General features: G+C 67.8%; 24 protein-coding genes. 18 read left to right on the top strand and 6 right to left on the bottom strand.

The features are described from left to right. Positions 1–5: 5 nt before the first annotated feature. The 4 genes from NM203_RS24515 to NM203_RS24530 all read left to right on the top strand — a co-directional run bounded on the left by NM203_RS24515 (position 6) and on the right by NM203_RS24530 (position 4,191). Positions 6–1,664 carry an acyl-CoA dehydrogenase family protein gene (locus tag NM203_RS24515; RefSeq protein ID WP_255063168.1) on the top strand — a complete coding sequence of 553 codons (1,659 nt, stop codon included), beginning with the start codon at positions 6–8 and terminating at the stop codon, positions 1,662–1,664. Between the two features lie 88 nt (positions 1,665–1,752). Further along, positions 1,753–2,691, top strand: a complete 939-nt coding sequence (locus NM203_RS24520; protein WP_255063170.1) for a crotonase/enoyl-CoA hydratase family protein — start codon at positions 1,753–1,755, stop codon at positions 2,689–2,691. A 16-nt stretch (positions 2,692–2,707) separates the two neighbouring features. After that, positions 2,708–3,421 (top strand): PaaX family transcriptional regulator C-terminal domain-containing protein, encoded by a 714-nt coding sequence (locus tag NM203_RS24525; protein WP_303625139.1) that lies wholly within the window; start codon positions 2,708–2,710, stop codon positions 3,419–3,421. Further along, positions 3,418–4,191, top strand: a complete 774-nt coding sequence (locus NM203_RS24530) for a crotonase/enoyl-CoA hydratase family protein (protein ID WP_255063172.1) — start codon at positions 3,418–3,420, stop codon at positions 4,189–4,191. The genes NM203_RS24525 and NM203_RS24530 overlap by 4 nt, the downstream gene beginning before the upstream one ends. A 4-nt stretch (positions 4,192–4,195) precedes the next feature. Here the strand turns inward: NM203_RS24530 and NM203_RS24535 are convergent, their stop codons facing one another. Together NM203_RS24535 and NM203_RS24540 are read right to left on the bottom strand one after the other, a co-directional pair. Continuing rightward, positions 4,196–4,576, bottom strand: coding sequence for a DUF3060 domain-containing protein (locus NM203_RS24535; RefSeq protein ID WP_255063365.1), 381 nt, complete (start codon positions 4,574–4,576; stop codon positions 4,196–4,198). Between the two features lie 64 nt (positions 4,577–4,640). Beyond that, positions 4,641–5,018: a DUF3060 domain-containing protein gene (locus NM203_RS24540; protein WP_255063174.1), complete on the bottom strand. Its 378-nt coding sequence runs from the start codon at positions 5,016–5,018 to the stop codon at positions 4,641–4,643. Positions 5,019–5,153: 135 nt separating this feature from the next. On the opposite strand from NM203_RS24540, the gene NM203_RS24545 reads away from it, so the two are divergent. The 12 genes from NM203_RS24545 (at position 5,154) to NM203_RS24600 (ending at position 16,619) form a co-directional block, all read left to right on the top strand. Beyond that, positions 5,154–5,708, top strand: coding sequence for a DUF3558 domain-containing protein (locus tag NM203_RS24545; protein ID WP_255063176.1), 555 nt, complete (start codon positions 5,154–5,156; stop codon positions 5,706–5,708). 26 nt (positions 5,709–5,734) lie between these two features. Next, positions 5,735–6,220, top strand: coding sequence for a DUF3558 domain-containing protein (locus NM203_RS24550; RefSeq protein WP_255063366.1), 486 nt, complete (start codon positions 5,735–5,737; stop codon positions 6,218–6,220). Between the two features lie 88 nt (positions 6,221–6,308). Further along, positions 6,309–6,905 (top strand): TetR/AcrR family transcriptional regulator, encoded by a 597-nt coding sequence (locus tag NM203_RS24555; RefSeq protein WP_255063177.1) that lies wholly within the window; start codon positions 6,309–6,311, stop codon positions 6,903–6,905. Positions 6,906–7,314: 409 nt separating this feature from the next. Further along, positions 7,315–7,689, top strand: coding sequence for a 30S ribosomal protein S12 (gene rpsL / locus NM203_RS24560; protein ID WP_193046246.1), 375 nt, complete (start codon positions 7,315–7,317; stop codon positions 7,687–7,689). Further along, complete coding sequence (gene rpsG / locus NM203_RS24565; protein ID WP_255063178.1) at positions 7,689–8,159, top strand: 30S ribosomal protein S7; 471 nt, start codon at positions 7,689–7,691, stop codon at positions 8,157–8,159. Before rpsL ends, rpsG begins: the two co-directional genes overlap by 1 nt. Positions 8,160–8,289: 130 nt before the next feature. Then, on the top strand, positions 8,290–10,341 hold the full coding sequence (fusA, locus tag NM203_RS24570; RefSeq protein WP_255063367.1) for an elongation factor G: 2,052 nt from the start codon (positions 8,290–8,292) through the stop codon (positions 10,339–10,341). A gap of 92 nt (positions 10,342–10,433) precedes the next feature. Then, complete coding sequence (tuf, locus tag NM203_RS24575; protein ID WP_255063179.1) at positions 10,434–11,624, top strand: elongation factor Tu; 1,191 nt, start codon at positions 10,434–10,436, stop codon at positions 11,622–11,624. A 106-nt stretch (positions 11,625–11,730) separates the two neighbouring features. Next, positions 11,731–12,654 carry a PP2C family protein-serine/threonine phosphatase gene (locus tag NM203_RS24580; RefSeq protein ID WP_255063180.1) on the top strand — a complete coding sequence of 308 codons (924 nt, stop codon included), beginning with the start codon at positions 11,731–11,733 and terminating at the stop codon, positions 12,652–12,654. Positions 12,655–12,732: 78 nt separating this feature from the next. Further along, positions 12,733–13,590 (top strand): SHOCT domain-containing protein, encoded by an 858-nt coding sequence (locus tag NM203_RS24585; RefSeq protein ID WP_255063181.1) that lies wholly within the window; start codon positions 12,733–12,735, stop codon positions 13,588–13,590. Then, complete coding sequence (locus tag NM203_RS24590; protein WP_255063182.1) at positions 13,587–14,855, top strand: arginine deiminase; 1,269 nt, start codon at positions 13,587–13,589, stop codon at positions 14,853–14,855. Before NM203_RS24585 ends, NM203_RS24590 begins: the two co-directional genes overlap by 4 nt. Positions 14,856–14,987: 132 nt before the next feature. Then, positions 14,988–15,842, top strand: coding sequence for a mycofactocin-coupled SDR family oxidoreductase (locus NM203_RS24595; protein WP_255063184.1), 855 nt, complete (start codon positions 14,988–14,990; stop codon positions 15,840–15,842). Between the two features lie 60 nt (positions 15,843–15,902). Then, entirely contained in the window at positions 15,903–16,619 is a 717-nt protein-coding gene (locus tag NM203_RS24600; protein ID WP_255063185.1) for a dienelactone hydrolase family protein, read from the top strand. Here the strand turns inward: NM203_RS24600 and NM203_RS24605 are convergent. The 4 genes from NM203_RS24605 to ddaH are packed head-to-tail and all read right to left on the bottom strand — an operon-like array spanning position 16,616 to position 21,133. Beyond that, positions 16,616–17,497, bottom strand: a complete 882-nt coding sequence (locus NM203_RS24605) for a universal stress protein (RefSeq protein WP_255063187.1) — start codon at positions 17,495–17,497, stop codon at positions 16,616–16,618. The genes NM203_RS24600 and NM203_RS24605 overlap by 4 nt on opposite strands. Then, on the bottom strand, positions 17,494–18,987 hold the full coding sequence (locus NM203_RS24610; protein WP_255063189.1) for an amino acid permease: 1,494 nt from the start codon (positions 18,985–18,987) through the stop codon (positions 17,494–17,496). Before NM203_RS24610 ends, NM203_RS24605 begins: the two co-directional genes overlap by 4 nt. Before the next feature lie 17 nt (positions 18,988–19,004). After that, a complete protein-coding gene (gene rocD, locus NM203_RS24615; protein ID WP_408633407.1) occupies positions 19,005–20,291 on the bottom strand; it encodes an ornithine--oxo-acid transaminase in 1,287 nt (428 codons plus the stop codon). After that, positions 20,288–21,133, bottom strand: coding sequence for a dimethylargininase (gene ddaH, locus NM203_RS24620; protein ID WP_255063191.1), 846 nt, complete (start codon positions 21,131–21,133; stop codon positions 20,288–20,290). Before ddaH ends, rocD begins: the two co-directional genes overlap by 4 nt. Before the next feature lie 124 nt (positions 21,134–21,257). Between ddaH and NM203_RS24625 the strand changes: the two genes are divergently transcribed. Continuing rightward, positions 21,258–21,704 carry an Rv2324 family transcriptional regulator gene (locus NM203_RS24625; RefSeq protein ID WP_255063192.1) on the top strand — a complete coding sequence of 149 codons (447 nt, stop codon included), beginning with the start codon at positions 21,258–21,260 and terminating at the stop codon, positions 21,702–21,704. A 60-nt stretch (positions 21,705–21,764) separates the two neighbouring features. Further along, positions 21,765–22,937: an FAD-dependent oxidoreductase gene (locus NM203_RS24630; protein ID WP_255063194.1), complete on the top strand. Its 1,173-nt coding sequence runs from the start codon at positions 21,765–21,767 to the stop codon at positions 22,935–22,937. The last annotated feature ends 12 nt before the right edge of the window (positions 22,938–22,949 follow it).

The raw sequence follows: 22,949 nt of genomic DNA on the forward strand, positions 1-22,949 counted from the left end.
GACGCATGCCGGATACGCACGTCGTCACCAATCAGGTTCCTCCGCTGGAGGACTACAACCCCGCCACATCGCCGGTGCTCGCCGAGGCCCTGATCCGCGAGGGCGGGGAGTGGGGCGTGGACGAGGTGACCGAGTTGGGAGCACTAGCCGGCTCGGAGCAGGCGCAGCGCTGGGGGGAGTTGGCCGACCGGAATCAACCGGTACTGCGCACTCACGACCGGTACGGGCACCGCATCGACGAGGTCGAGTACGACCCCGCCTACCACGAACTGATGACGATCGCGATCGGCCACGGGGTGCACGCCGCACCCTGGGCGGACGACCGGCCCGGCGCCCACGTCGTCCGCGCCGCCAAGGAATCGGTGTGGACCCCGGAGGCCGGGCACGTGTGTCCGATCTCGATGACCTACGCCGTCGTGCCCGCGCTGCGGCACAACCCGGAGTTGGCCGCCGTCTACGAGCCGCTGCTGACCAGCCGCGTGTACGACCCCGAGCTGAAGGTGCCCACCACGAAGGCCGGCATCACGGCGGGCATGTCGATGACCGAGAAGCAGGGCGGCTCCGACGTGCGCGCGGGCACCACGGAGGCGACGCCGAACGGGGACGGCACGTACTCGCTGCGCGGCCACAAGTGGTTCACGTCCGCGCCCATGTGCGACGTGTTCCTGGTGCTGGCGCAGGCGCGTGGGGGCGAGCGAAGCGACGGGGGAGGGTCGGGCGGACTGAGCTGCTTCTTCCTGCCGCGCGTGCTGCCCGACGGCACCCGCAATCGAATGTTCCTGCAGCGCTTGAAGGACAAGCTCGGCAACCACGCCAATGCGTCCAGCGAGGTGGAGTACGACGGCGCCACCGCGTGGCTCGTCGGCGAGGAGGGTCGCGGGGTCCCGACCATCATCGAGATGGTCAACCTGACGCGGCTGGACTGCACGCTGGGTAGTGCGACGAGCATGCGCACCGGGCTGAGCCGTGCGATTCACCACGCCCAGCACCGAAAGGCGTTCGGCGCCTACCTGATCGACCAGCCGCTGATGCGAAACGTGCTGGCCGACCTGGCGGTCGAGGCGGAGGCCGCGACGATTCTGGCCATGCGGATGGCCGGCGCCACCGACAAGGCGGTGCGCGGCGACGAGCGTGAGACGTTGCTGCGCCGGATCGGGTTGGCCGCCGCCAAGTACTGGGTCTGCAAGCGCGCCACCCCGCATGCCGCCGAGGCCATGGAGTGCCTCGGCGGAAACGGCTACGTCGAGGAATCGGGCATGCCGCGGCTGTACCGCGAGGCGCCGCTGATGGGCATCTGGGAGGGTTCCGGCAACGTAAGCGCTCTGGATGCGTTGCGCGCCATGGCGACTCGGCCCGAGTGCATCGAGGTGCTGTTCGACGAACTGAGCCGGACGGCCGGGCACGACCCCCGGCTGGATGCGCACGTCTCGGCGCTGCGGCCGCAACTGGACGACCTCGAGACCATCCAGTACCGCGGGCGCAAGATCGCCGAGGACATCTCGCTGGCGCTGCAGGGCTCGCTGCTTGTGCGCCACGGCCACCCCGCCGTCGCCGAGGCCTTCCTCGCCAGCAGGCTGGGCGGTCAGTGGGGCGGGGCCTTCGGCACGCTGCCCGTCGGCCTGGACCTGGCGCCGATCATCGAGCGCGCGTTGGTGAAGGGATGATCTCGTCTCGCGAGCGTGCGCAGAATGCCACCCGCGACCGGCGTGTTGCGTGCAGACACGCACGCTCGCGGGGGAAGGGGACGACCGCATGACGCACGCGATCAGGCCCGTCGACTTCGGGGACCTCAAGACGATGACCTACGAGGTCACCGACCGGGTCGCGCGAATAACGTTCAACCGCCCTGAGAAGGGCAACGCGATCGTCGCGGACACGCCGCTGGAACTCTCGGCACTCGTCGAACGCGCCGACCTCGATCCGAACGTTCACGTCATCCTGGTCGCCGGCCGGGGCGAGGGCTTCTGCGCTGGCTTCGACCTGTCGGCCTACGCGGAGGGTTCGTCGTCCGCGGGCGGGGGCAGCCCGTACCAGGACACGGTCCTGTCCGGTAGAACACAGGGCGTCAACCACCTGCCGGACAGGCCGTGGGACCCGATGATCGACTACCAGATGATGAGCAGGTTCGTGCGCGGCTTCTCGAGCCTGATGCACTGCGACAAGCCGACCGTCGTGAAGATCCACGGCTACTGCGTGGCGGGCGGCACCGACATCGCGCTGCACGCGGACCAGGTGATCGCCGCCTCCGACGCCAAGATCGGCTACCCGCCGATGCGGGTGTGGGGCGTGCCCGCGGCGGGGCTCTGGGCGCACCGGCTGGGCGATCAGCGCGCGAAACGCCTTCTCTTCACCGGGGATTGCATCAGCGGTGCGCAGGCGGCCGACTGGGGGCTGGCGGTCGAGGCGCCGGAGCCCGCCGACCTCGACGACCGCACCGAGCGGCTCGTCGATCGCATCGCGGCGATGCCGGTGAACCAGCTCATCATGGCGAAGCTGGCGTGCAACACCGCGCTGCTGCAACAGGGGGTGGCGACGAGTCGCATGGTCAGCACCGTGTTCGACGGCGTCGCGCGCCACACGCCGGAGGGTCACGCCTTCGTCGCCGAGGCTCGCGAACACGGCTTCCGGGAGGCGGTCCGGAATCGTGACGAGCCGTACGGCGACGCTGGCCGCAAGACGTCCGGGGTCTAGCCCGATGATCCGCCGGATGACCGCGCGGTCGGTCGTCCTGAGCGTGCTCCTCGGCGCCCACCCCGCGTGGGCGTCGGCGGCCGAACTCATCCGGCTGACAGCAGATTTCGACATTCGCGAGCCGACGCTGCGGGTGGCGCTGACCCGCATGGTGGCGGCGGGCGACCTGGTGCGCTCCGCCGACGGCTACCGGCTGTCGGACCGCCTGCTGGCCAGACAGCGACGCCAGGACGGCGCCATCGACCCTCGGGTGCGTCGCTGGACCGGCGAGTGGACGACGCTGGTGATCACCTCAGTCGGGGTCGACGCCCGCAGCCGCGCGTCGATGCGAACGACATTGCACGACAAGCGTTTCGGGGAGCTTCGCGAGGGCGTCTGGATGCGGCCCGCCAACCTGGAGGTGGACCTGCCCGTCGACGTCCGGGGCCGAGTGCGGGTGCTCTCGGCGCGCGACGACGATCCGGTGGGACTGGCGGGCAGGTTGTGGGACCTACCCGGCTGGGCTGACGTCGGACGCGATCTGCTGACCGACATGGCGCGGGCCCCCGATGTGCCGGGCCGCTTCACCGCCGCCGCGGGGATCGTCCGCCACCTGCTGACCGACCCGATGCTGCCCGACGACCTGCTGCCCGACGCCTGGCCGGGCGATGAACTGCGCAGGGCCTATCAGGATTTCGCCGCCGAACTGGTGGCGCGACGCGACGACACCGAGATGATGGAGACGAGATGACTGCAACGAAGGGCGGCGTGCGGGTCGAGCGCAACGGACCCGTGACCACCGTGATCATGGATCGTCCCGCGGCGCGCAACGCCGTCAACGGTCCCGCCGCCGCCGAGCTGTACGCCGCGTTCGACGAGTTCGACAAGGACGAGTCGGCGTCGGTGGCGGTGCTCTGGGGGGACAACGGAACCTTCTGCGCCGGAGCCGATCTCAAGGCGTTCGGCACCCCCGACATGAATCCCGCCCACCGCACCGGGCCGGGTCCGATGGGGCCCACGCGAATGGTGCTGTCCAAGCCGGTGATCGCCGCGGTGAGCGGCTACGCGGTGGCGGGCGGCATCGAACTGGCCCTGTGGTGCGACATGCGCGTCGCCGAGGAGGACGCCGTCTTCGGGGTGTTCTGTCGGCGCTGGGGCGTCCCGCTGATCGACGGCGGCACGGTGCGGCTGCCACGGCTCATCGGGCACAGTCGCGCGATGGACCTGATCCTCACCGGTCGCGCCGTGGACGCGCAGGAGGCGCTGGCGATCGGGCTGGCGAACCGGGTGGTGCCCAAGGGCGAGGCGCGCGGGGCCGCCGAACAACTCGCCGCCGAACTCGCGGCGCTACCGCAACTGTGCCTGCGCTCGGACCGGTTGTCCGCGCTCGAGCAGTGGGGCATGTCGGAGGCCGAGGCGATCGACGTCGAGTTCGCCAGCCTCAGCCGCGTCGCGGCGGAGTCGCTGGCGGGCGCCAAGCGGTTCGCCGACGGAGCGGGCAGGCACGGCGCGAGCGAATGACGCGTCAGCCCTTGGTGATCGAGTTGTCGGTGCCGACGTCGTTGATCGTCGGCTCGCCGTCGCGATAGACGACGGAGTTGTTCAGCCCGACGGTGGTGATGTCGCCGGAGACGGCGTCGAGGGTGACCTTGTTGTCCGCGCCGCCGACGTTGACCGACGCGCACCTGCCCGTGACCGTGACGGTGTTGTTCGAGCCGCCGATGGTCAGGGATTTACCGTCGGCGCAGTCCAACGTCGTGGTGGTGCCGGTGGACCCGTAGTTGATGGTGTTGCTGATCTCGACCTGAACGGCGGAATCGCTCGCCTTCACCGTGGGGGAGTCGCCGCCGCACCCGGCCACCGCCAGCACCGCGCACCCGATGCCCGCTGCCGCGATCGGTCGCATCCACTGCGTCTGCACGAGCCCTCACTTCGTCGGCGGTTCTCGGCGGGACGGCCGAGAAACCAGCCTACGCGGGGACGAGGTCGATGCGGTTCACCATGCCGAGTTCACGGCCGCGGTCCCACACCGACGGTGCGCCGCTGTGGTACAGCACGGTCTGATCGTTCCCGTACACGACGATGTCGTTGATGACGTTGTCGGCGATCACGATGTTCGACCCGCCCTGGACCGCGATGCCCCAGCACGAGCCCTTGGCGTTGATGTAGTTCCCGGTGCCCATCACGAACAGCGTCGACTCGTTGCAGTCGAGGGTCTGGGTGATGCCCTGCCCGGTGATGTGGGTGTCGCCGTTCTTGGCCGCCGCCGTCGGCACTCCGATGGCCAGCGCCGCCGGAGCGGCGAGCACACACGTGGCGAGGGATGCGCACGCCGTTGTCCAACCCACGATCGTCCCCTTCCGACACGGTTCTGGACGGAGCCTACGTTGCTGGCAGCCGCGCGCGACAGCACTTGGTCGTTCCGCCGTGGACGGGTCGGCCGACACTGCACCGGTGGATGGCGCTGGGTACCGTGTGCAGCGATGCGTACGCGGGTGCGACGGGCTCGGAGATCAACAGCGGCCTCGATCTTCACGGCCGGCACCGTTGCGGTGCTCGCCGCCGCGTGCACGCAGACCGTCGGCGGCGACGCCGAGCGGGCCCGCCCCTCGGTACCGGATCCCGACCGCAGCTACGGCTACGTCGACGACCGCTGCGGGCTGCTGCAGGACGAGACCGTCCAGGAGATGCTGGAAGCGGACACCGTCACCCGGCCCTACAGCGGTGCGGTCTGTCAGTACACCCTGTCCACACCGGGTGGTCTCATCGACGTCGTCTACACCTGGTTCGAGTCGGGTGCCCTGGAGCGGGAACGCGATCTGGTGGAGAGCCGCGGCGCCGACGTCACGGACACGGTGATCGTGCGGCACCCCGCGTTCCTGGCGCAGCGGCCGGACAACCCCGCGGCGTGCGCGGCGACGGCGGCCGCGGGACCGGGAGTGCTCAGCTGGTGGGTCCAGTTCCGCCCGCAGAACGGCGAGGACGCGTGCGCCGCCGCCGAGAAGCTGCTGTCGGCGACGTTGTCAGGGGACATGTGAGACGCGCCGCGATCCCGGTGGTCGCGATGGCGGCGGCGGCCCTCGTCGCGTGCGGCGGGGAGGAGCGGGACACCCCGGACGCCGGGTCGGGACCCGCCGCGACGTTCGAACCCGCTGACTGCGGCGCGGTCACCGACGCCGACGTCGCCGCAGCGGTCGGGTCGACGCTCTTCACCAGAGTCGTCGTCAGCGAGGCGGGCTGCTTCTGGCAGGAGAACACCGCAATCGGCACCTTCGGGATCGGGATGGGCATCTCGACGTGGTGGTACCGAGGCAGCGACCTGGACACCGAACGCGCGCTCGAGCTGAAGGTGGGCCGCGAACTCGTCGAGCTGACGGTCAACGGCAACAAGGGGTTCAAGGCCTTCGACGAGAACGCCTGCAGCGTCTACGTCGCGAAGGGTGACGACGTCATCACCTGGTCGATCCAGACGGTGAACCCCGCGATGCTGCCCGATCTGTGCTCGGTGGCCGAGACGCTCGCGCAACTCAGCCAGGACCGGCTCAACTGATCCGGCGCGCCGGGTTAGAGTCAGCCAACTAGAGGCATTAGTTGGTCCTACCCTGGGGCAACGCCCCGGACACTAAGGAATCGACGACATGACTGCAGCGAGGCCGAACGCGCCAGCGGTCACCAAGCGCGCGACGAAGCTCAGTCGCGACGGCATCGTCAACGCCGCCCTGACGTTCCTGGACCGCGAGGGCTGGGACGCGCTGACGATCAACGCGCTCGCCACACAGCTCGGCACCAAGGGGCCGTCGCTGTACAACCACGTGGACAGCCTCGACGATCTGCGCCGCACCGTCCGGATGCGCGTCATCGGCGACATCATCGGCATGCTCAACACCGTCGCCGACGGTCGCACCCGCGACGACGCCGTCGTCACCATGGCCGCCGCGTACCGCAGCTACGCCCACCACCACCCCGGCCGCTACTCGGCCTTCACGCGGATGCCGCTGGGCGGCGACGACCCCGAGTACACCGAGGCGACGCGGGCCGCCGCCGCGCCGGTGATCGAGGTGCTGTCGTCGTACGGGCTCAGCGGCGAGGACGCCTTCCACTCGTCGCTCGAGTTCTGGTCCGCCATGCACGGATTCGTGCTGCTCGAGATGACGGGTGTGATGAACGGCATCGACACCGACGCGGTCTTCACCGACATGGTGGTGCGGCTGGCGGCCGGCATGGAGCGGCGATGAGCGCTTGCGCGAAGAGCAGACGTCGGCGCTAGCCGTTCGACACGCTGAATGTCGGGGTCTTCGCGCCGAACCGGCCGAGCTTCGCTACGGTACGGTCACAACGATCCCGCGAACTCGGCCCACCACCTGCGGTGATGCCCCTATGCGGGCGCTTTGACCTGCATGCCCGCTGGCGGGTATTGTGGTCGCTCGTGCCTGGTCAAGGCGCTTGCGGTTGATTCTTACTCGCAAGCACGCCTGCGCGCCGGGCCAATTCGCATGTCCACGACGCATCGACGAGGTCGGTGTTCCGGGCGCGTGCGACACGCCCGGTCGCGGGGTACGCGAGCGAGCGGAAACCGCAGTACAGAGACTTGAAGACAGAACTTTTACCAGAAGCAGCACAAGAAAGAACACAGGAAGCCGGTACATGCCAACGATCAACCAGCTGGTCCGCAAGGGTCGCCGCGACAAGATCACCAAGGTCAAGACCGCGGCCCTCAAGGGCAGCCCGCAGCGCCGCGGTGTGTGCACGCGTGTGTACACCACCACCCCGAAGAAGCCGAACTCGGCGCTTCGCAAGGTGGCGCGCGTGAAGCTCACCAGCCAGGTCGAGGTCACCGCCTACATCCCCGGCGAGGGCCACAACCTGCAGGAGCACTCGATGGTGCTCGTGCGTGGCGGTCGTGTGAAGGACCTCCCCGGTGTGCGCTACAAGATCATCCGCGGCTCGCTCGACACCCAGGGCGTCAAGAACCGCAAGCAAGCCCGCAGCCGCTACGGCGCGAAGAAGGAGAAGAGCTGATGCCGCGTAAGGGGCCCGCACCGAAGCGTCCGTTGGTCAACGATCCGGTCTACGGGTCGCAGCTGGTCACCCAGCTGGTCAACAAAGTCCTGCTCGACGGGAAGAAATCACTCGCCGAACGCATTGTTTACGGTGCGCTCGAACAGGCTCGCGAGAAGACCGGCACCGATCCGGTGGTGACGCTCAAGCGCGCCATGGACAACGTGAAGCCCTCGCTCGAGGTGCGTAGCCGCCGCGTCGGTGGCGCCACCTACCAGGTGCCCGTCGAGGTCCGCCCGGAGCGGTCCACCACCCTGGCCCTGCGCTGGCTGGTGGGCTTCTCCAAGCAGCGTCGCGAGAAGACCATGGTCGAGCGACTGGCGAACGAGCTCCTGGACGCCAGCAACGGACTGGGCGCCGCTGTGAAGCGTCGCGAAGACGTGCACAAGATGGCCGAGGCGAACCGGGCCTTCGCGCACTACCGCTGGTGATCGCCAGTCCAGCGGTCAGGGCTGAGCGCGGGACGCAACCGAACACCAATCCAGCAAGCGAAAGAGTGGGAACCTAGCCGTGGCACAGGACGTGCTCACCGACCTCACGAAGGTCCGCAACATCGGCATCATGGCGCACATCGACGCCGGCAAGACGACGACGACCGAACGCATCCTCTACTACACCGGTATCAGCTACAAGATCGGTGAGGTGCACGACGGCGCCGCCACGATGGACTGGATGGAGCAGGAGCAGGAGCGGGGTATCACGATCACCTCGGCTGCCACCACCTGCTTCTGGGACGGCAACCAGATCAACATCATCGACACCCCCGGCCACGTCGACTTCACCGTCGAGGTGGAGCGCAGCCTGCGCGTGCTCGATGGCGCCGTCGCCGTCTTCGACGGCAAGGAGGGCGTCGAGCCCCAGTCCGAGCAGGTCTGGCGGCAGGCCGACAAGTACGACGTGCCCCGCATCTGCTTCGTCAACAAGATGGACAAGGTCGGCGCCGACTTCTACTTCACCGTGCGCACCATCGAGGAGCGCCTCGGTGCCAACGCGCTGCCCATCCAGCTGCCGATCGGTTCCGAAGGCGGCTTCGAGGGCATCGTCGACCTGGTCGAGATGAAGGCCAAGGTCTGGCGTGGCGAGACGAAGCTCGGTGAGACCTACGAGACCATCGACATCCCGGCCGAGCTCCAGGAGAAGGCCGACGAGTACCGCACCAAGCTGCTCGAGGCCGTCGCGGAGACCGACGAGGCCCTGCTGGAGAAGTACTTCGGTGGCGAGGAGCTCACGACCGAGGAGATCAAGGGTGCGATCCGCAAGCTGACGATCAACTCCGAGGCCTACCCGGTGCTGTGCGGCAGCGCGTTCAAGAACAAGGGCGTGCAGCCCATGCTCGACGCGGTGATCGACTACCTGCCGACGCCGCTGGACGTCGCGGCCGCGATCGGTCACGCCCCCGGCAAGGAGGACGAGGAGGTCGTGCGCAAGCCCTCGACCACCGAGCCGTTCTCCGCGCTGGCCTTCAAGGTCGCCACGCACCCGTTCTTCGGAAAGCTCACCTATGTCCGGGTCTACTCCGGCAAGGTCGACTCCGGCGCTCAGGTCATCAACGCGACCAAGGGCAAGAAGGAGCGGCTGGGCAAGCTGTTCCAGATGCACTCCAACAAGGAGAACCCGGTGGAGACGGCGTCGGCCGGCCACATCTACGCGGTGATCGGTCTCAAGGACACCACCACGGGTGACACCCTGAGCGATCCGAACCAGCAGGTCGTGCTCGAGTCGATGACCTTCCCCGATCCCGTGATCGAGGTGGCCATCGAGCCGAAGACCAAGAGCGACCAGGAGAAGCTGAGCCTCTCCATCCAGAAGCTCGCCGAAGAGGACCCGACGTTCAAGGTCCACCAGGATGCCGAGACCGGCCAGACCGTCATCGGCGGTATGGGCGAGTTGCACCTGGACATCCTGGTCGACCGCATGCGTCGCGAGTTCAAGGTCGAGGCCAACGTCGGCAAGCCGCAGGTCGCCTACAAGGAGACCATCAAGCGCGCGGTCGACAAGGTCGAGTTCACCCACAAGAAGCAGACGGGTGGCTCGGGCCAGTTCGCGAAGGTGCTCGTCAGCATCGAACCGTTCAGCGGCGAAGACGGCGCGACGTACGAGTTCGAGAACAAGGTCACCGGTGGCCGCATCCCGCGTGAGTACATCCCGTCGGTGGACGCCGGAGCCCAGGACGCCATGCAGTACGGCGTGCTCGCCGGCTACCCGCTGGTGAACCTGAAGCTGATCCTGCTCGACGGCGCCTACCACGACGTCGACTCGTCCGAAATGGCGTTCAAGATCGCCGGCTCCCAGGTGCTGAAGAAGGCTGCGGCGCAAGCACAGCCGGTCATCCTGGAACCCGTCATGGCCGTCGAGGTCACCACCCCTGAGGATTACATGGGTGAAGTGATCGGCGACCTCAACTCTCGCCGTGGCCAGATTCAGGCCATGGAGGAGCGCAGCGGTGCGCGCGTCGTCAGGGCGGTCGTGCCGTTGTCGGAGATGTTCGGCTACGTCGGCGACCTTCGGTCGAAGACTCAGGGCCGGGCGAACTACTCCATGGTGTTCGATTCGTATGCCGAAGTTCCGGCGAACGTGTCGAAGGAGATCATCGCGAAGGCGACGGGTCAATAATCTGGACCCCGTCGCCTGGCGGGACCACACAACTGAAAACATCAACACTGCTTTAAACACGAAGCACCAACACAGTCCAGGAGGACATAGAAGTGGCGAAGGAGAAGTTCGAGCGGACCAAGCCGCACGTGAACATCGGCACCATCGGTCACGTCGACCATGGCAAGACCACGCTCACGGCCGCGATCACCAAGGTTCTGCACGACAAGTACCCCGCGTTGAACGAGTCGCGTGCGTTCGATCAGATCGACAACGCTCCCGAAGAGCGTGAGCGCGGCATCACGATCAACATCTCGCACGTCGAGTACCAGACCGAGAAGCGTCACTACGCACACGTCGACGCCCCCGGCCACGCCGACTACATCAAGAACATGATCACCGGTGCGGCCCAGATGGACGGCGCCATCCTCGTGGTCGCCGCCACCGACGGCCCGATGCCGCAGACGCGTGAGCACGTGCTGCTCGCTCGTCAGGTCGGCGTGCCCTACATCCTGGTCGCGCTGAACAAGTCGGACGCGGTCGACGATCCGGAGCTGCTGGAGCTCGTCGAGCTCGAGGTTCGCGAGCTGCTGGCCGCCCAGGAGTTCGACGAGGACGCCCCGGTCATCCAGGTGTCGGCGCTCAAGGCGCTCGAGGGTGACGAGAAGTGGGTCAAGTCCGTCGAGGACCTGATGGACGCGGTCGACGAGTCGATCCCGGATCCGGTTCGCGAGACCGAGAAGCCGTTCCTCATGCCCGTCGAGGACGTCTTCACGATCACCGGTCGTGGCACCGTCGTCACCGGCCGTGTCGAGCGCGGCATCATCAAGGTCAACGAGGACGTCGAGATCGTCGGCATCCGTCCGACCACCACCAAGACGACCGTCACCGGTGTCGAGATGTTCCGCAAGCTGCTCGACGAGGGCCAGGCGGGCGACAACGTCGGTCTGCTGGTTCGCGGTGTGAAGCGTGAGGACGTCGAGCGTGGCCAGGTTGTGGTCAAGCCCGGCACCACCACGCCGCACACCGAGTTCGAGGGCAGCGTCTACATCCTGTCCAAGGAAGAGGGCGGCCGTCACAAGCCGTTCTTCACGAACTACCGTCCGCAGTTCTACTTCCGCACCACGGACGTGACCGGCGTCGTGACGCTGCCGGAGGGCACCGACATGGTCATGCCCGGCGACAACGTCGACATCAGCGTCAAGCTGATTCAGCCGGTCGCCATGGACGACGGTCTGCGCTTCGCCATCCGCGAGGGCGGCAAGACCGTCGGCGCGGGTCGCGTCACCAAGATCATCAAGTGATCTAGGTACGTCGCTTGAAGCGGCGCCCACCCTTCGGGGTGGGCGCCGTTTTCGTGTTGCGAGAGTTGTGCAGCGACGAGGCCCCCGAGTAGGCGAGGATGGACCGATGACGCGCATCACCGTCCGGGCCTTCTCCGACGTCGGCTTGCGGCGCAAGCGCAACGAGGACTCGGTGATGGTGGGCGGCTGGGTCTGCCAGAGTCACGACGGCAACCTCGTCACAATGGATTTCGAGCCGACGTTCCCCTTCGTGTGCGCGGTCGCCGACGGGATGGGCGGACACGCGGGCGGCAACGTGGCCAGCCGGCTGGCGCTGACGGTGATCGCGGAGAAGTCGGCGCAGTGGCGCACCGTCGACGACGTCACCGCGACCGTTACCTACGTGAACGAACAGGTGCGGGCGGTCGGCGTCGATTCGGAGTTCCAGGGCCTGGGCACCACGGTCGCCGGGGTGTGCCTGGCCCGCGACGAGATCATCGTCTTCAACGTCGGCGACAGTCGGGTGTATTCGATCACCGGCGGTCAGCTGCAACAACTTTCGCACGACGACGCTGTTCTCGGTGTCGACGGCAGGCCGACCAACGTCATCACGCAGTCACTCGGTCAGAAGGGGCCGGTGAAGACCCACATCACGACGCTGCCCGTCCTGCCGGGCGTCTACCTGATGTGCTCGGACGGCGTGCACGGGATGCTCGCCGACGCCGACATCCACGCGGCGATCAACACCCCCGACCTCACCGCCGTCGCCCAGACCCTGATCCGCGGTGCGCGGGCGAACGGTGCGGAGGACAACTTCTCGCTCGTCATCATCGCGATCCCCGACCTCGAGGTCAGCGACACCGGGCCCGTCCAGGCCGGCCTGGCGGTGCCGACGGAACCCGCTCAACCGTCGCCCCCGCAACAACCCCCGCCGCCGCCCCCGCCCGCGTACGCGCAGCAGCAGGCTCCCGTGCCCGCCGGTCCGCCGCCGTCACCGGTGCCGGCCGCGCCGCCGCCGGGGCGATCGGGCTGGAAGCGCTTCGGTCGCTAGGCCCACAACCGGCGCGCAGCGCGCGGCCCGACGCTAATCTGACGTTCGAAATCACTGCTTCGAGCCAAGGGGCACCGGATGCTCATGCGCTATATCAAGTGCCAGCTCCTGGTACTGCTGTTCGGCGGGATCATCGGCCCGATCTTCCTCGCCGTCGGGTTGGCGGGGGTTCCCGTCGTCGGGACGATGTTCCTCTGGTTGGGTCTGGCGATCACCGTCATCGACGTGGTGGTCGCCGTCGTCTGGGCCAGGGTGGGGGCGAAGTCGGCCGCCATGTCGCAGATGCTGGAAGCGCACGGGGTCCTGGCGCTGGCGCGGGTCGTCGGCATCACCGAGACGGGCACCCGCGTCAACAACCAACCCCTGGTGAAGCTCAACCTGCAGATCGAGGGGCCGGGGCTCACCCCGTTCACCGCACAGGATTCGGTGTTGGCCTCGTTGACGCGCATGCCGATGATCACCTCGCGAACACTGGTGGCGCTGGTCGATCCGACCACCAGTGAGTTCCAGATCGACTGGAACCGCAGCGCTTTGGTGTCGGGCGTGATGCCGGCGCAGTTCACGCTGTCCGAGGACAACCGCACCTACGACCTCTCCGGCAAGGTCGGCCCGCTGATGGAGATCATGCACATCCTCAAGGCCAACGGCGTGCCCATGACCGGGGCGATCGACATCCGGTCCAATCCGGTTGTCCGTCAACAGGTTATGGACGTCGTACGACGGACCGCGGCCCAGCAACCCGCGCCTGCTCCGCCCGGCTATCCGGCGTCACCACCGGGGTACGCCACTCCGCCGCCCGCTCCGCCGAGTTTCGTCAACGCGCCCGAGCCGTCGACCTCGCAGCGGCTGCAGGAGCTCGAGACCCTGCGGGCCACCGGAGCAATCTCCGATGACGAGTACGCCGCCAAGCGCCAGCAGATCATCGCCGACCTGTGAGTACCGACGAGATCACAAGCACGCCAACGTCATCGGCGTACGGTGTGCACTCCGAGGTCGGGACGCTGCGCAAGGTGCTGGTGTGCTCGCCTGCGCTGGCACACGAGCGGCTGACCCCGACGAACTGCGACGACCTGCTGTTCGACGACGTGCTGTGGGTGCAGAATGCGCGGCGCGACCACTTCGACTTCATGGACAAGATGCGCGACCGGGACGTCGAGGTCGTCGAACTGCACGACCTGCTGGCGCAGACCGTCGCCAACCCCGAGGCCAAGGCCTGGCTGCTGGACCGCAAGATCGTCGCGAACGAGGTGGGGTTGGGTCTCGTCGACGACACCCGCGCGTTCCTGGACTCGTTGGAGCCGCGCAGGCTCACCGAACTGCTGATCGGCGGGATGTCGATTCGGGATCTGCCCAACACCTTGAGGTCCGGCTACCGGGCGCTGGCCAGGGATGCCAGGGGCGTCACGGAGTACCTGATGCCGCCGCTGCCGAACACGCTGTACACGCGTGACACCACCTGCTGGGTGTACGGCGGCCTCACGCTCAATCCGCTGTTCTGGCCTGCCCGCCACGACGAGACGCTGCTGATGAAGGCGATCTACGAGTTCCACCCGGACTACGTCGGATCGACGGTGTGGTGGGGCGATCCCGAGCAGTCGTGGGGGCTCGCCACCATCGAGGGCGGTGACGTGCTGGTGCCCGGCAACGGCGTGGTGATCATCGGGATGAGTGAGCGGACCTCGCGACAGGCCATCACGCAGGTGGCGGCGTCGCTGTTCGCCGCGGGCGCCGCCGAGAAGGTCATCGTCGCGGGGATGCCGAAGCTGCGCGCGGCCATGCATCTGGATACCGTGTTCACGTTCGCCGACCGCGACGTCGTCACGCTGTACCCGGACATCATCGACGCGGTGCAGACCTTCACCCTGGTGCCCAGCGATCGCCCGCCGGGCATCGAGGTGCTGGAGGCGGCCGCGCCGTTCGTCGACGTGGTGGCCGAGGCGCTCGGACTCGACAAGCTGCGCATCGTCGAAACCGGCGGCAACGCCTACGATTCCGAGCGCCAGCAGTGGGACAGCGGCAACAATCTGGTCGCCGTCGAGCCGGGTGTGGTGTTCGCCTACGACCGCAACACCCACACCAACTCGCTGCTGCGCAAGGCGGGCATCGAGGTGATCGAGATCGTCGGCGCCGAACTGGGCCGCGGCCGCGGCGGCGGGCACTGCATGACGTGCCCGATCATCCGCGACGCCGTCGACTACTAACTTCCCCGCCGGAACAGTATTCCCGGCGGTCAACCTGCGCGGTTGCCAGCCAGGAATACTATTCCGGCGGTTCTAGAACACGTTCCAGTTCGGCTGCTAGCCTGAGGCGGGTTTCGACGAAAGGACTGGCCGATGGCGGCAGGCAGCGCACCGCTCGAGGGACGGGTCGCATACATCACGGGAGCCGCCCGCGGCCAGGGTCGGGCGCACGCGATCCGGCTGGCGCAGGACGGCGCCGACATCATCGCCGTCGACATCTGCGCGCCAGCCGCCGACTTCATCACCTATCCGCCCGCCACCGCGGCCGAGCTCGCCGAGACCGCCGCAGGCGTCGAGGCCGCCGGACGTAAAGTCCTCACCCGCGAGGTCGACATCCGCGACCTCGCCGCCCAGCAACAGGTCGTCGCCGACGGCATCGAGCAGTTCGGCCGCCTCGACATCGTGGTGGCGAACGCCGGCATCCTCAGCTGGGGCCGGATGTTCGAGATGTCCGAGGCGGAGTGGGACACCGTCATCGACGTCAACCTAAACGGCACGTGGCGCACGATTCGCGCGGCGGCGCCCGCGATGATCGAGGCGGGTAACGGCGGGTCGATCGTCATCGTCAGCTCGTCGGCGGGCACCAAGGCGACGCCGGGCAACGGGCACTATTCCGCGTCCAAGCACGGCCTCGTCGCGATCACCAACGCGCTGGCAATCGAATTGGGCGAGTTCGGCATTCGGGTCAACTCCATTCACCCCTACTCGATCAACACGCCGATGGTCGAGCCCGAGGCGATGATGGAGATCTTCAGCAAGTACCCGCAGTTCCTGCACAGCTTCTCGCCGATGCCGTACCAACCGGTCAACCATCAGGGCAAGAAGGGGTTGCAGGAGTTCATGACCCCCGAAGAGGTCTCCGACGTGGTGTCGTGGCTGGCCGGCGACGGGTCGAAGACCATCTCCGGGTCGCAGATCGCCGTCGACCGCGGCACCGCCAAGTACTGATCTGTCCGCGCAGAGCGAAAGGCGTTTCGCTGCGGCGCAATCGGTGGGTACGTTCACGACATGACGCAGGTGCCCTTCGACTACGGTTTCGGCGGCCTCGACTTCGAGGGCGTGATCTGCTCGCCCGATGACCCCGACGCCCCGACCATCCTGGTGTTCCACGGCATGGAGGGGCGCAGCGACCTGCAGGTGCGGATATGCGAGCGCATCGTGGATCTCGGTTATCGCGCAATCGCCGTCGATCTGTTCGGCCGCGACGTCACCGCAGGTGGGTGGGACGCCGGCGCCGCCGCGATGACGACGCTCATCGAGGATCGGGATCTGATGCGCGACAGGCTGATCGGTGTGGTCGACATCCTGTCGAATCTGCCGACAGTGCAGCGTGATTCGATGGCGGCCGTCGGCTTCTGCTTCGGCGGTCTGTGCATGCTCGATCTGGCCCGGCACGGCACGCACCTGAAAGCGGTGGCGAGTTTTCACGGTCTCGTCACCCCGCTGCCCGAGCCTCCGACGACCCCCATCGACACCAAGGTCGTCGTCTACCACGGCTGGGAGGACCCGTTCGCTACGCCCGACGAGATGCTGGCACTGGCAACCGAACTCACCGAGCGCGGCGCCGACTGGCAGCTGCACGCCTACGGTTACGCGATGCACGCGTTCATGGCGCCGTTCGCAAACACCCCGGAGAGGGGCATCCAGTACAACGCCGTCATCGAGCGGCGAGCGTGGGAGAACCTGGTCGACTTCCTCGCCGAGACGTTCTCCGACGTGGTCTAGTTCGGCAGCACCAGCACCGGCACCGGGCTGTGCCGAATGATCTTGGTGCCCTTCGAACCCAGGAACACCCGCGCGATCGGACCCTGGGGCGACGTGCCGAGTGCGAGGAGTTCGCCGTCCTGCCATTCGGCGGCGTCGAGCGCCTGATCCCAACCGTTGCCGGTGACCACCTGGAGCTCGACGTCATCGCCGACGACGCCTCGGGTCTTCAACGCCGCCAACGCCTCTCGCGACTGAGCGGCCCACGACGACAGCAGTGTGTCCTCGGCGTTGAGCCCCGCCGTCGGCGGGTACATGGTGCGGCCGCGCACCGCGAACGTGACGACGCGCATCGGCACCCCGAGCCGCTCGGCCAACGCCACGACGCGTTCCACCACGTGGATCGACTCCTCGGTGCCGGGATACGCCGCCGTGATCCTGGTCAGCCCGTGCGTCTTCGACCCGCGATAGCCGCGCGGGCTGATGGCCAGCGGCACGGGTGAGGAGTGCAGCAGTCGGTCGGCGGTGGAGCCGACGACCACCTGACCGAGACTGCCGTCCGCGGCCGAACCGAGTACCAGCGCTTCGGCGTTGAGATCCTCGACCGCTTTGAGCAGCCCGCCCGGCGCGGAACGGTGCGCGTACTTGTGGAAGGTCACGTCGAGGCCGGGATCCAGCTTGGTGACGCACTCCTTCGCCTGCGACGCCGAGTCGACCGCGAGTTTGTCCGCGTACTGGGCGTACTCGGCGTCGATGCGCGCCGGCGACGGCGTGGTCCATGGTTTCGGTACGACGGTGACGACGGACAGCGTCGTCTTGAGCGTGCGCGCCGCCTCGACCCCGAGGTGCAGCGCCGAGATGCCCGCCTTGCCGGCCAGGTATCCGACGATGACCGTCACTTCTCGTCCTTCGGCGTGATGATCTCGACGTCGTCGACACCCGGTGCTGCCGACGCGATGATGCCGTCGCCGCCGTCGTTGAGTGCGCTGTGGTGGCGACCCCACAGGACGTAGAAGATCAGCGCCACGGTCACCCACGCCCCGAAGGCGAGCCAGGTGTACCAGTGCAGGAAGTACAGGATGTAGAGGCACGCCGCGATCGAGAGGACCGGAGTGACGGGATAGCCGGGAACCTTGAAGCCGCGCGGCAGATCCGGTTCGCGCACCCGCAGGATGATCACACCGGCGGAGACGACGATGAACGCGGTCAGCGTGCCGATCGACACCATGTCGATGAGGTAGTCCAGCGGGACGAATCCCGCCAGCAGCGCCACGACCACCGACACGATGATCGTGTTGTTGACCGGAGTCATGGTGCGCGGGTTGACCTTCGCGAACGTGGCGGGCAGCAGACCGTCGCGGCCCATCGCGAACAGGATGCGGGTCTGGCCGTAGAGCGTGACCAGGGTGACGGAGAAGATCGAGATGACCGCGCCCGCGGCTAGGACCGTGCCGAAGTAGTTCGCTCCGGTGACGGCGTCCAGGATGGCGGCGAGCCCGGCGTTCTGCCCCTCGAACAGCTCCCAGTTCTGCGCGCCGAGCGCGGCGATCGACACGAGAATGTAGAACGTGGTGACCGTCAGCAGCGCCGCGATCAGGGCGCGCGGCATGGTCTTCTGCGGGTTCTTGACTTCGTCGCCCGCCGTCGACACCGCGTCGAGGCCGATGTAGGAGAAGAAGATCACGCCCGCCGCCGCACTGACACCGGCGGCGCCGAACGGTGCGAAGTTCGCGAAGTTGTCGGCGTTGAACGCGGTGATGGCGACCGCGATGAACATGGCCAGCACGCCGAGCTTGATGATCACCATCACCGTGTTGACCGCGGCCGACTCGCTGGCACCGCGAATGAGCAGCAGCGCGCACAACGCGACGAGCACCATCGCGGGCAGATTCACCACGCCGGGTGTGGCGTCCCACGGGGCGGCGATGAGGGCCTGCGGCAGTTGCACGCCGAACACGTTGTCCAACAGCACGTTGAGATACGAACTCCAGCCGACTGCGACGGCAGCTGTGGAGACGCCGTACTCGAGCAGCAGGCAGGCGGCGACACCCATCGCGACGAACTCGCCGAGCGTGGTGTAGGCGTACGAGTAGGTGGAGCCGGAAACCGGCACCGCGGAAGCCATCTCCGCGTAACAGATCGCCGCCAGGCCCGCCGCGATGCCGGCGATCACGAACGAGAGCACGGTCGCGGGACCCGCCTCCGGCACCGCGTCGGACAGGACGAAGAAGATGCCGGTGCCGACCGTCGCGCCGACGCCGAACATCGTGAGTTGGAAGGTCCCGATCGTGCGTTTCAGGCCCTCGGACGCACCGTGCGCCACCGCAGCGCCGACGATCGGCCTCCGCCGCAGGAACTGCTCACGAATGGGGATCGTCGGTGCTGACATGCATGCTCCTCGTCGGGTCAGGCGGTGGCGGTGCGGGTCTCGGCCAGTGCGTCTGCGAACTGGTCGACGGCCCAGTCGATCTCCTCTGCAGTGATCACCAGCGGCGGTGCGAATCTGAGGGTGGAACCATGAGTGTCCTTAACGAGAACACCGCGGTCGGCCAAGCGCAAGCTGAGTTGCTTACCTGAGCCGATGCTCGGGTCGATGTCGACGCCGGCCCACAGGCCCAGGCCACGCACCGCGAGGACACCGTGTCCGATCAGGTCGCGCAGTCGGCGGTGCAGGTGCTCGCCGAGTTCGGCGGAGCGAGACTGGAATTCGCCGCGAGCGAGGATCGCGACGACGGTGCTGCCGATCGCCGCCGCCAGCGGGTTCCCGCCGAACGTCGAGCCGTGCTCGCCGGGATGCAGAACGCCGAGCACGTCGCGGTCGGCCACCACGGCGGACAGTGGAACCACCCCGCCGCCGAGCGCCTTGCCGAGCAGGTACACGTCGGGCTCGACGTTCCAGTGATCGCACGCGAACGTCCGGCCGGTGCGCGCGAGCCCCGACTGGATCTCGTCGGCGATCATCAACACGTTGCGCTCGGTGCACAGGGCGCGGACCCGCGGCAGGAAGTCGTCGGGCGGCACGATGATCCCGGCCTCGCCCTGAATCGGCTCCAGCAGGACGGCGACGGTGTTCTCGTCGACGGCGTCGGCCAGCGCGTCGGCGTCACCGAACGGCACCGAGCGGAAGCCCGGTGTGTACGGGCCGAAGCCGCGGCGGGCGGTCTCGTCGTCGGAGAAGCTGATGATCGTCGTGGTGCGACCGTGGAAGTTGTTGCGGGCCACGATGATATTGCCCTCGCCCGCGGGGACGCCCTTGACGTCGGTGCCCCATTTGCGGGCGACTTTGAGGCCGCTCTCGACGGCTTCGGCGCCGCTGTTCATCGGCAGCACCATGTCCTTACCGCACAGCGCTGCGAGCGCCTCGCAGAAGGGCCCGAGGCGGTTGGAGTGGAACGCCCGGCTGACCAGCGTGACGGCGTCCAGCTGCGCGTGCGCGGCCGCGGTGATCTCGGCGTTGCGATGCCCGAAGTTCACCGCCGAGTACGCGGCCAGGCAGTCGAGGTAGCGGCGCCCCTCGACGTCGGTGATCCAGGCGCCCTCGGCGGAGGAGGCGACGACGGGCAGCGGGGAGTAGTTGTGCGCGGCGTAGCGGTCGTCGAGCGCGATCGCGGCGTCCGTCGCCGACGAGCGCTCGCGCGAGGAGTCGTCCCGCGCTGATGTCCGCACAGTCGTCACGTCATCAAGGATGGTCACCGATACACCTCCAGCGTGCAGCATTTGACGGATCCGCCGCCCTTGAACAGTTCCGAGAGGTCGACGCCGATCGGCTCGAATCCCGCGTCGGCCAGCTGTCTGGCAAAGCCGGTGGCGGCGGCGGGCATCACCACGTGCAGGCCGTCGGATACGACGTTCAGCCCCAGCACGTACGCGTCGGCGGTGGCCACCTCGATGGCGTCGGGGAACAGCTCCTGGAGCCGCGCGCGGGCGTCGTCGCTGAACGCCGGCGGGTAGTAGGCGATCGTGGCGTCGTCGAGCACCGCGAGCGCGGTGTCGAGGTGGTAGAACCGCGGGTCCACCAGTTCGAGGCTGACGACCGGCATGCCGACCAGTTGGGCCACCTCGGTGTGAGCGCGGGGGTCGGTCCGAAAGCCGTGTCCCGCCAGGACCGTTGAGCCGACGACGAGTAGATCGCCCTGGCCCTCGTTGGTATGCACGGTCTCCTGCGGGGTGAAGCCGTGCGCGGACATCCACCGTGCGTAGGCGTCGGCCTCGCCCGCCCGTTGCGGGAAGGCGAAGCGGGCGACGACGGCCCTACCCCCGACGATCAGTGCGCCGTTTGCGGCGTAGACCATGTCGGGCAGACCCTCGACGGGTTCGACGATGTCGACGGTGTGGCCGAGTGACCGGTACACGTCGAGCAGTTGCTCCCACTGGCTAACGGCGGCATCGGTGTCGACGGGCGTGGACGTGTCCATCCACGGGTTGATCGCGTACTCGACGGTGAAGTGCCGCGGCGGGGTCATCGCGTAGCGGCGGAGGGACGGGACACGGGATCGCTGCGTCGTTGCGGCGACTTCGAATTCTGAAATCGTCATGAAATAGAGGGTATGGATGACCGTTGACGCAATCAATCGCCAGGCATTGCGTGTCTAGTCGCTGTTCGTTGTGCCAAACTGTTCAGAGCGGTGATCTGTTGCGCGCAATCCAGTGGAGGCTTCGATGGACCGGTTGGACGACACCGACGAGCGCATTCTCGCGGCGCTCACCGACCACGCACGGGCCACCTTCGCCGAGATCGGGGAGCGCGTGAATCTGTCGGCGCCCGCGGTGAAGCGCCGCGTCGACCGCATGCTCGACAACGGCGTCATCCGCGGCTTCACCACCGTCGTGGACCGCAACGCGCTCGGCTGGAACACCGAGGCGTACGTACAGGTGTTCTGCCACGGCACTATTGCGCCCGCCGAGCTGCGGCAGGCCTGGGTCGACATCCCGGAGGTGGTCAGCGCGGCGACGGTCACCGGCACCGCGGATGCCATCCTGCACGTGCTCGCACGCGACATGCGGCATCTCGAGGAGGCGCTCGAGCGTATCCGGGCGAGCGCCGACATCGAGCGCAGCGAGAGCATCGTCGTGCTGTCCAACATCATCGAGCGATCGCGGGTGTAACTGAGCGGGTGTGCGCAGGGTGGGGTACACCGGGGATGGCCCATCGTGTAATAACACCGTGTGACTACCAACGCGGGCATCGTGATCGTCGGAGGCGGACTTGCCGCGGCGCGGACTGCCGAACAGCTGCGTCGCGCCGAGTTCGACGGCCCGATCACCATCGTCAGCGACGAGGAGCACCTGCCGTACGACCGGCCGCCGCTGTCGAAGGACGTCCTGCGCGGCGAGCTCGACGACGTCTTGCTGAAGCCCGCGGAGTTCTACGAGGAGAAGAACATCACGCTGCGCCTCGGCTCCGGCGCCACCGCGCTCGACACCGAGGCGCAGACGATCACGCTCGCCGACGGTGACGTGCTGCCGTACGACGAGCTGGTGATCGCGACGGGGTTGGTACCCAAGCGCATTCCGTCGCTGCCCGACCTGGAGGGCGTCCGCGTGCTGCGCACCCTCGACGAGAGTCTCGCCATGCGCGAGCACGCCGGCTCGGTGCAGCGCGCCGTGGTGATCGGCGCCGGATTCATCGGCTGCGAGGTCGCGGCCAGCCTGCGCAAGCTCGGTGTCGCGGTCACGATCGTCGAGCCGCAGCCCGCTCCGCTCGCATCGGTGCTCGGTCGGCGGATCGGCGACCTGGTCGCCCGCCTGCACCGCGCCGAGGGCGTGGACGTCCGCGTCGGCGTCGGCGTCTCCGGGGTGTCGGGTAGTGGGCACGTCGAGAAGGTCCAGCTGGCCGACGGCACCGAGTTGGACGCCGACCTGGTGGTCATCGGCATCGGCTCCCGGCCGAACACGGACTGGCTCGCCGGAAGCGGTGTCGAGGTCGACAACGGCGTGGTGTGCGACGTGCACGGCCGAACGTCCGCGAAGAACGTGTGGGCGATCGGTGACGTGGCGTCCTGGCAGGACGCGTCGGGACACCAAGTGCGCGTTGAACACTGGAGCAACGTCGCCGAGCAGGCCCGCGTCATAGTGCCCGCCCTGCTCGGTGGCGATCCGCCCGACGTCGTCGTCGTCCCGTACTTCTGGAGCGACCAGTACGACGTCAAGATCCAGTGCCTTGGTGAGCCCGAGGCCGACGACGTCGTGCACGTCGTCGAGGACGACGGCCGCAAGTTCCTGGCGTACTACGAGCGCGATGGCGTCGTCGTCGGCGTGGTCGGTGGCGGGATGCCGGGCAAGGTGATGAAGGCGCGGTCCAAGATCGCGGCCGGCGCCGCCATCGCCGATCTCTTGTGATTTGTGCACGCT

The sequence above is a fragment of the Mycolicibacterium arenosum genome, assembly GCF_024320865.1.
Taxonomy (GTDB): Bacteria; Actinomycetota; Actinomycetes; order Mycobacteriales; family Mycobacteriaceae; genus Mycobacterium; species Mycobacterium arenosum.

Coding starts and splice junctions, on each gene's coding strand:
- NM203_RS24550 (WP_255063366.1), top strand. CDS start 5,735: ATGGCGGCGGCGGCCCTCGTCGCGTGCGGCGGGGAGGAGCGGGACACC.
- ddaH (WP_255063191.1), bottom strand. CDS start 21,133: ATGACGATTTCAGAATTCGAAGTCGCCGCAACGACGCAGCGATCCCGT.
- NM203_RS24525 (WP_303625139.1), top strand. CDS start 2,708: ATGACCGCGCGGTCGGTCGTCCTGAGCGTGCTCCTCGGCGCCCACCCC.
- NM203_RS24610 (WP_255063189.1), bottom strand. CDS start 18,987: ATGTCAGCACCGACGATCCCCATTCGTGAGCAGTTCCTGCGGCGGAGG.
- NM203_RS24595 (WP_255063184.1), top strand. CDS start 14,988: ATGGCGGCAGGCAGCGCACCGCTCGAGGGACGGGTCGCATACATCACG.
- NM203_RS24520 (WP_255063170.1), top strand. CDS start 1,753: ATGACGCACGCGATCAGGCCCGTCGACTTCGGGGACCTCAAGACGATG.
- NM203_RS24515 (WP_255063168.1), top strand. CDS start 6: ATGCCGGATACGCACGTCGTCACCAATCAGGTTCCTCCGCTGGAGGAC.
- NM203_RS24600 (WP_255063185.1), top strand. CDS start 15,903: ATGACGCAGGTGCCCTTCGACTACGGTTTCGGCGGCCTCGACTTCGAG.
- rpsG (WP_255063178.1), top strand. CDS start 7,689: ATGCCGCGTAAGGGGCCCGCACCGAAGCGTCCGTTGGTCAACGATCCG.
- fusA (WP_255063367.1), top strand. CDS start 8,290: ATGGCGCACATCGACGCCGGCAAGACGACGACGACCGAACGCATCCTC.
- rpsL (WP_193046246.1), top strand. CDS start 7,315: ATGCCAACGATCAACCAGCTGGTCCGCAAGGGTCGCCGCGACAAGATC.
- NM203_RS24530 (WP_255063172.1), top strand. CDS start 3,418: ATGACTGCAACGAAGGGCGGCGTGCGGGTCGAGCGCAACGGACCCGTG.
- NM203_RS24625 (WP_255063192.1), top strand. CDS start 21,258: ATGGACCGGTTGGACGACACCGACGAGCGCATTCTCGCGGCGCTCACC.
- NM203_RS24555 (WP_255063177.1), top strand. CDS start 6,309: ATGACTGCAGCGAGGCCGAACGCGCCAGCGGTCACCAAGCGCGCGACG.
- NM203_RS24580 (WP_255063180.1), top strand. CDS start 11,731: ATGACGCGCATCACCGTCCGGGCCTTCTCCGACGTCGGCTTGCGGCGC.
- NM203_RS24535 (WP_255063365.1), bottom strand. CDS start 4,576: ATGCGACCGATCGCGGCAGCGGGCATCGGGTGCGCGGTGCTGGCGGTG.
- NM203_RS24585 (WP_255063181.1), top strand. CDS start 12,733: ATGCTCATGCGCTATATCAAGTGCCAGCTCCTGGTACTGCTGTTCGGC.
- NM203_RS24545 (WP_255063176.1), top strand. CDS start 5,154: ATGCGTACGCGGGTGCGACGGGCTCGGAGATCAACAGCGGCCTCGATC.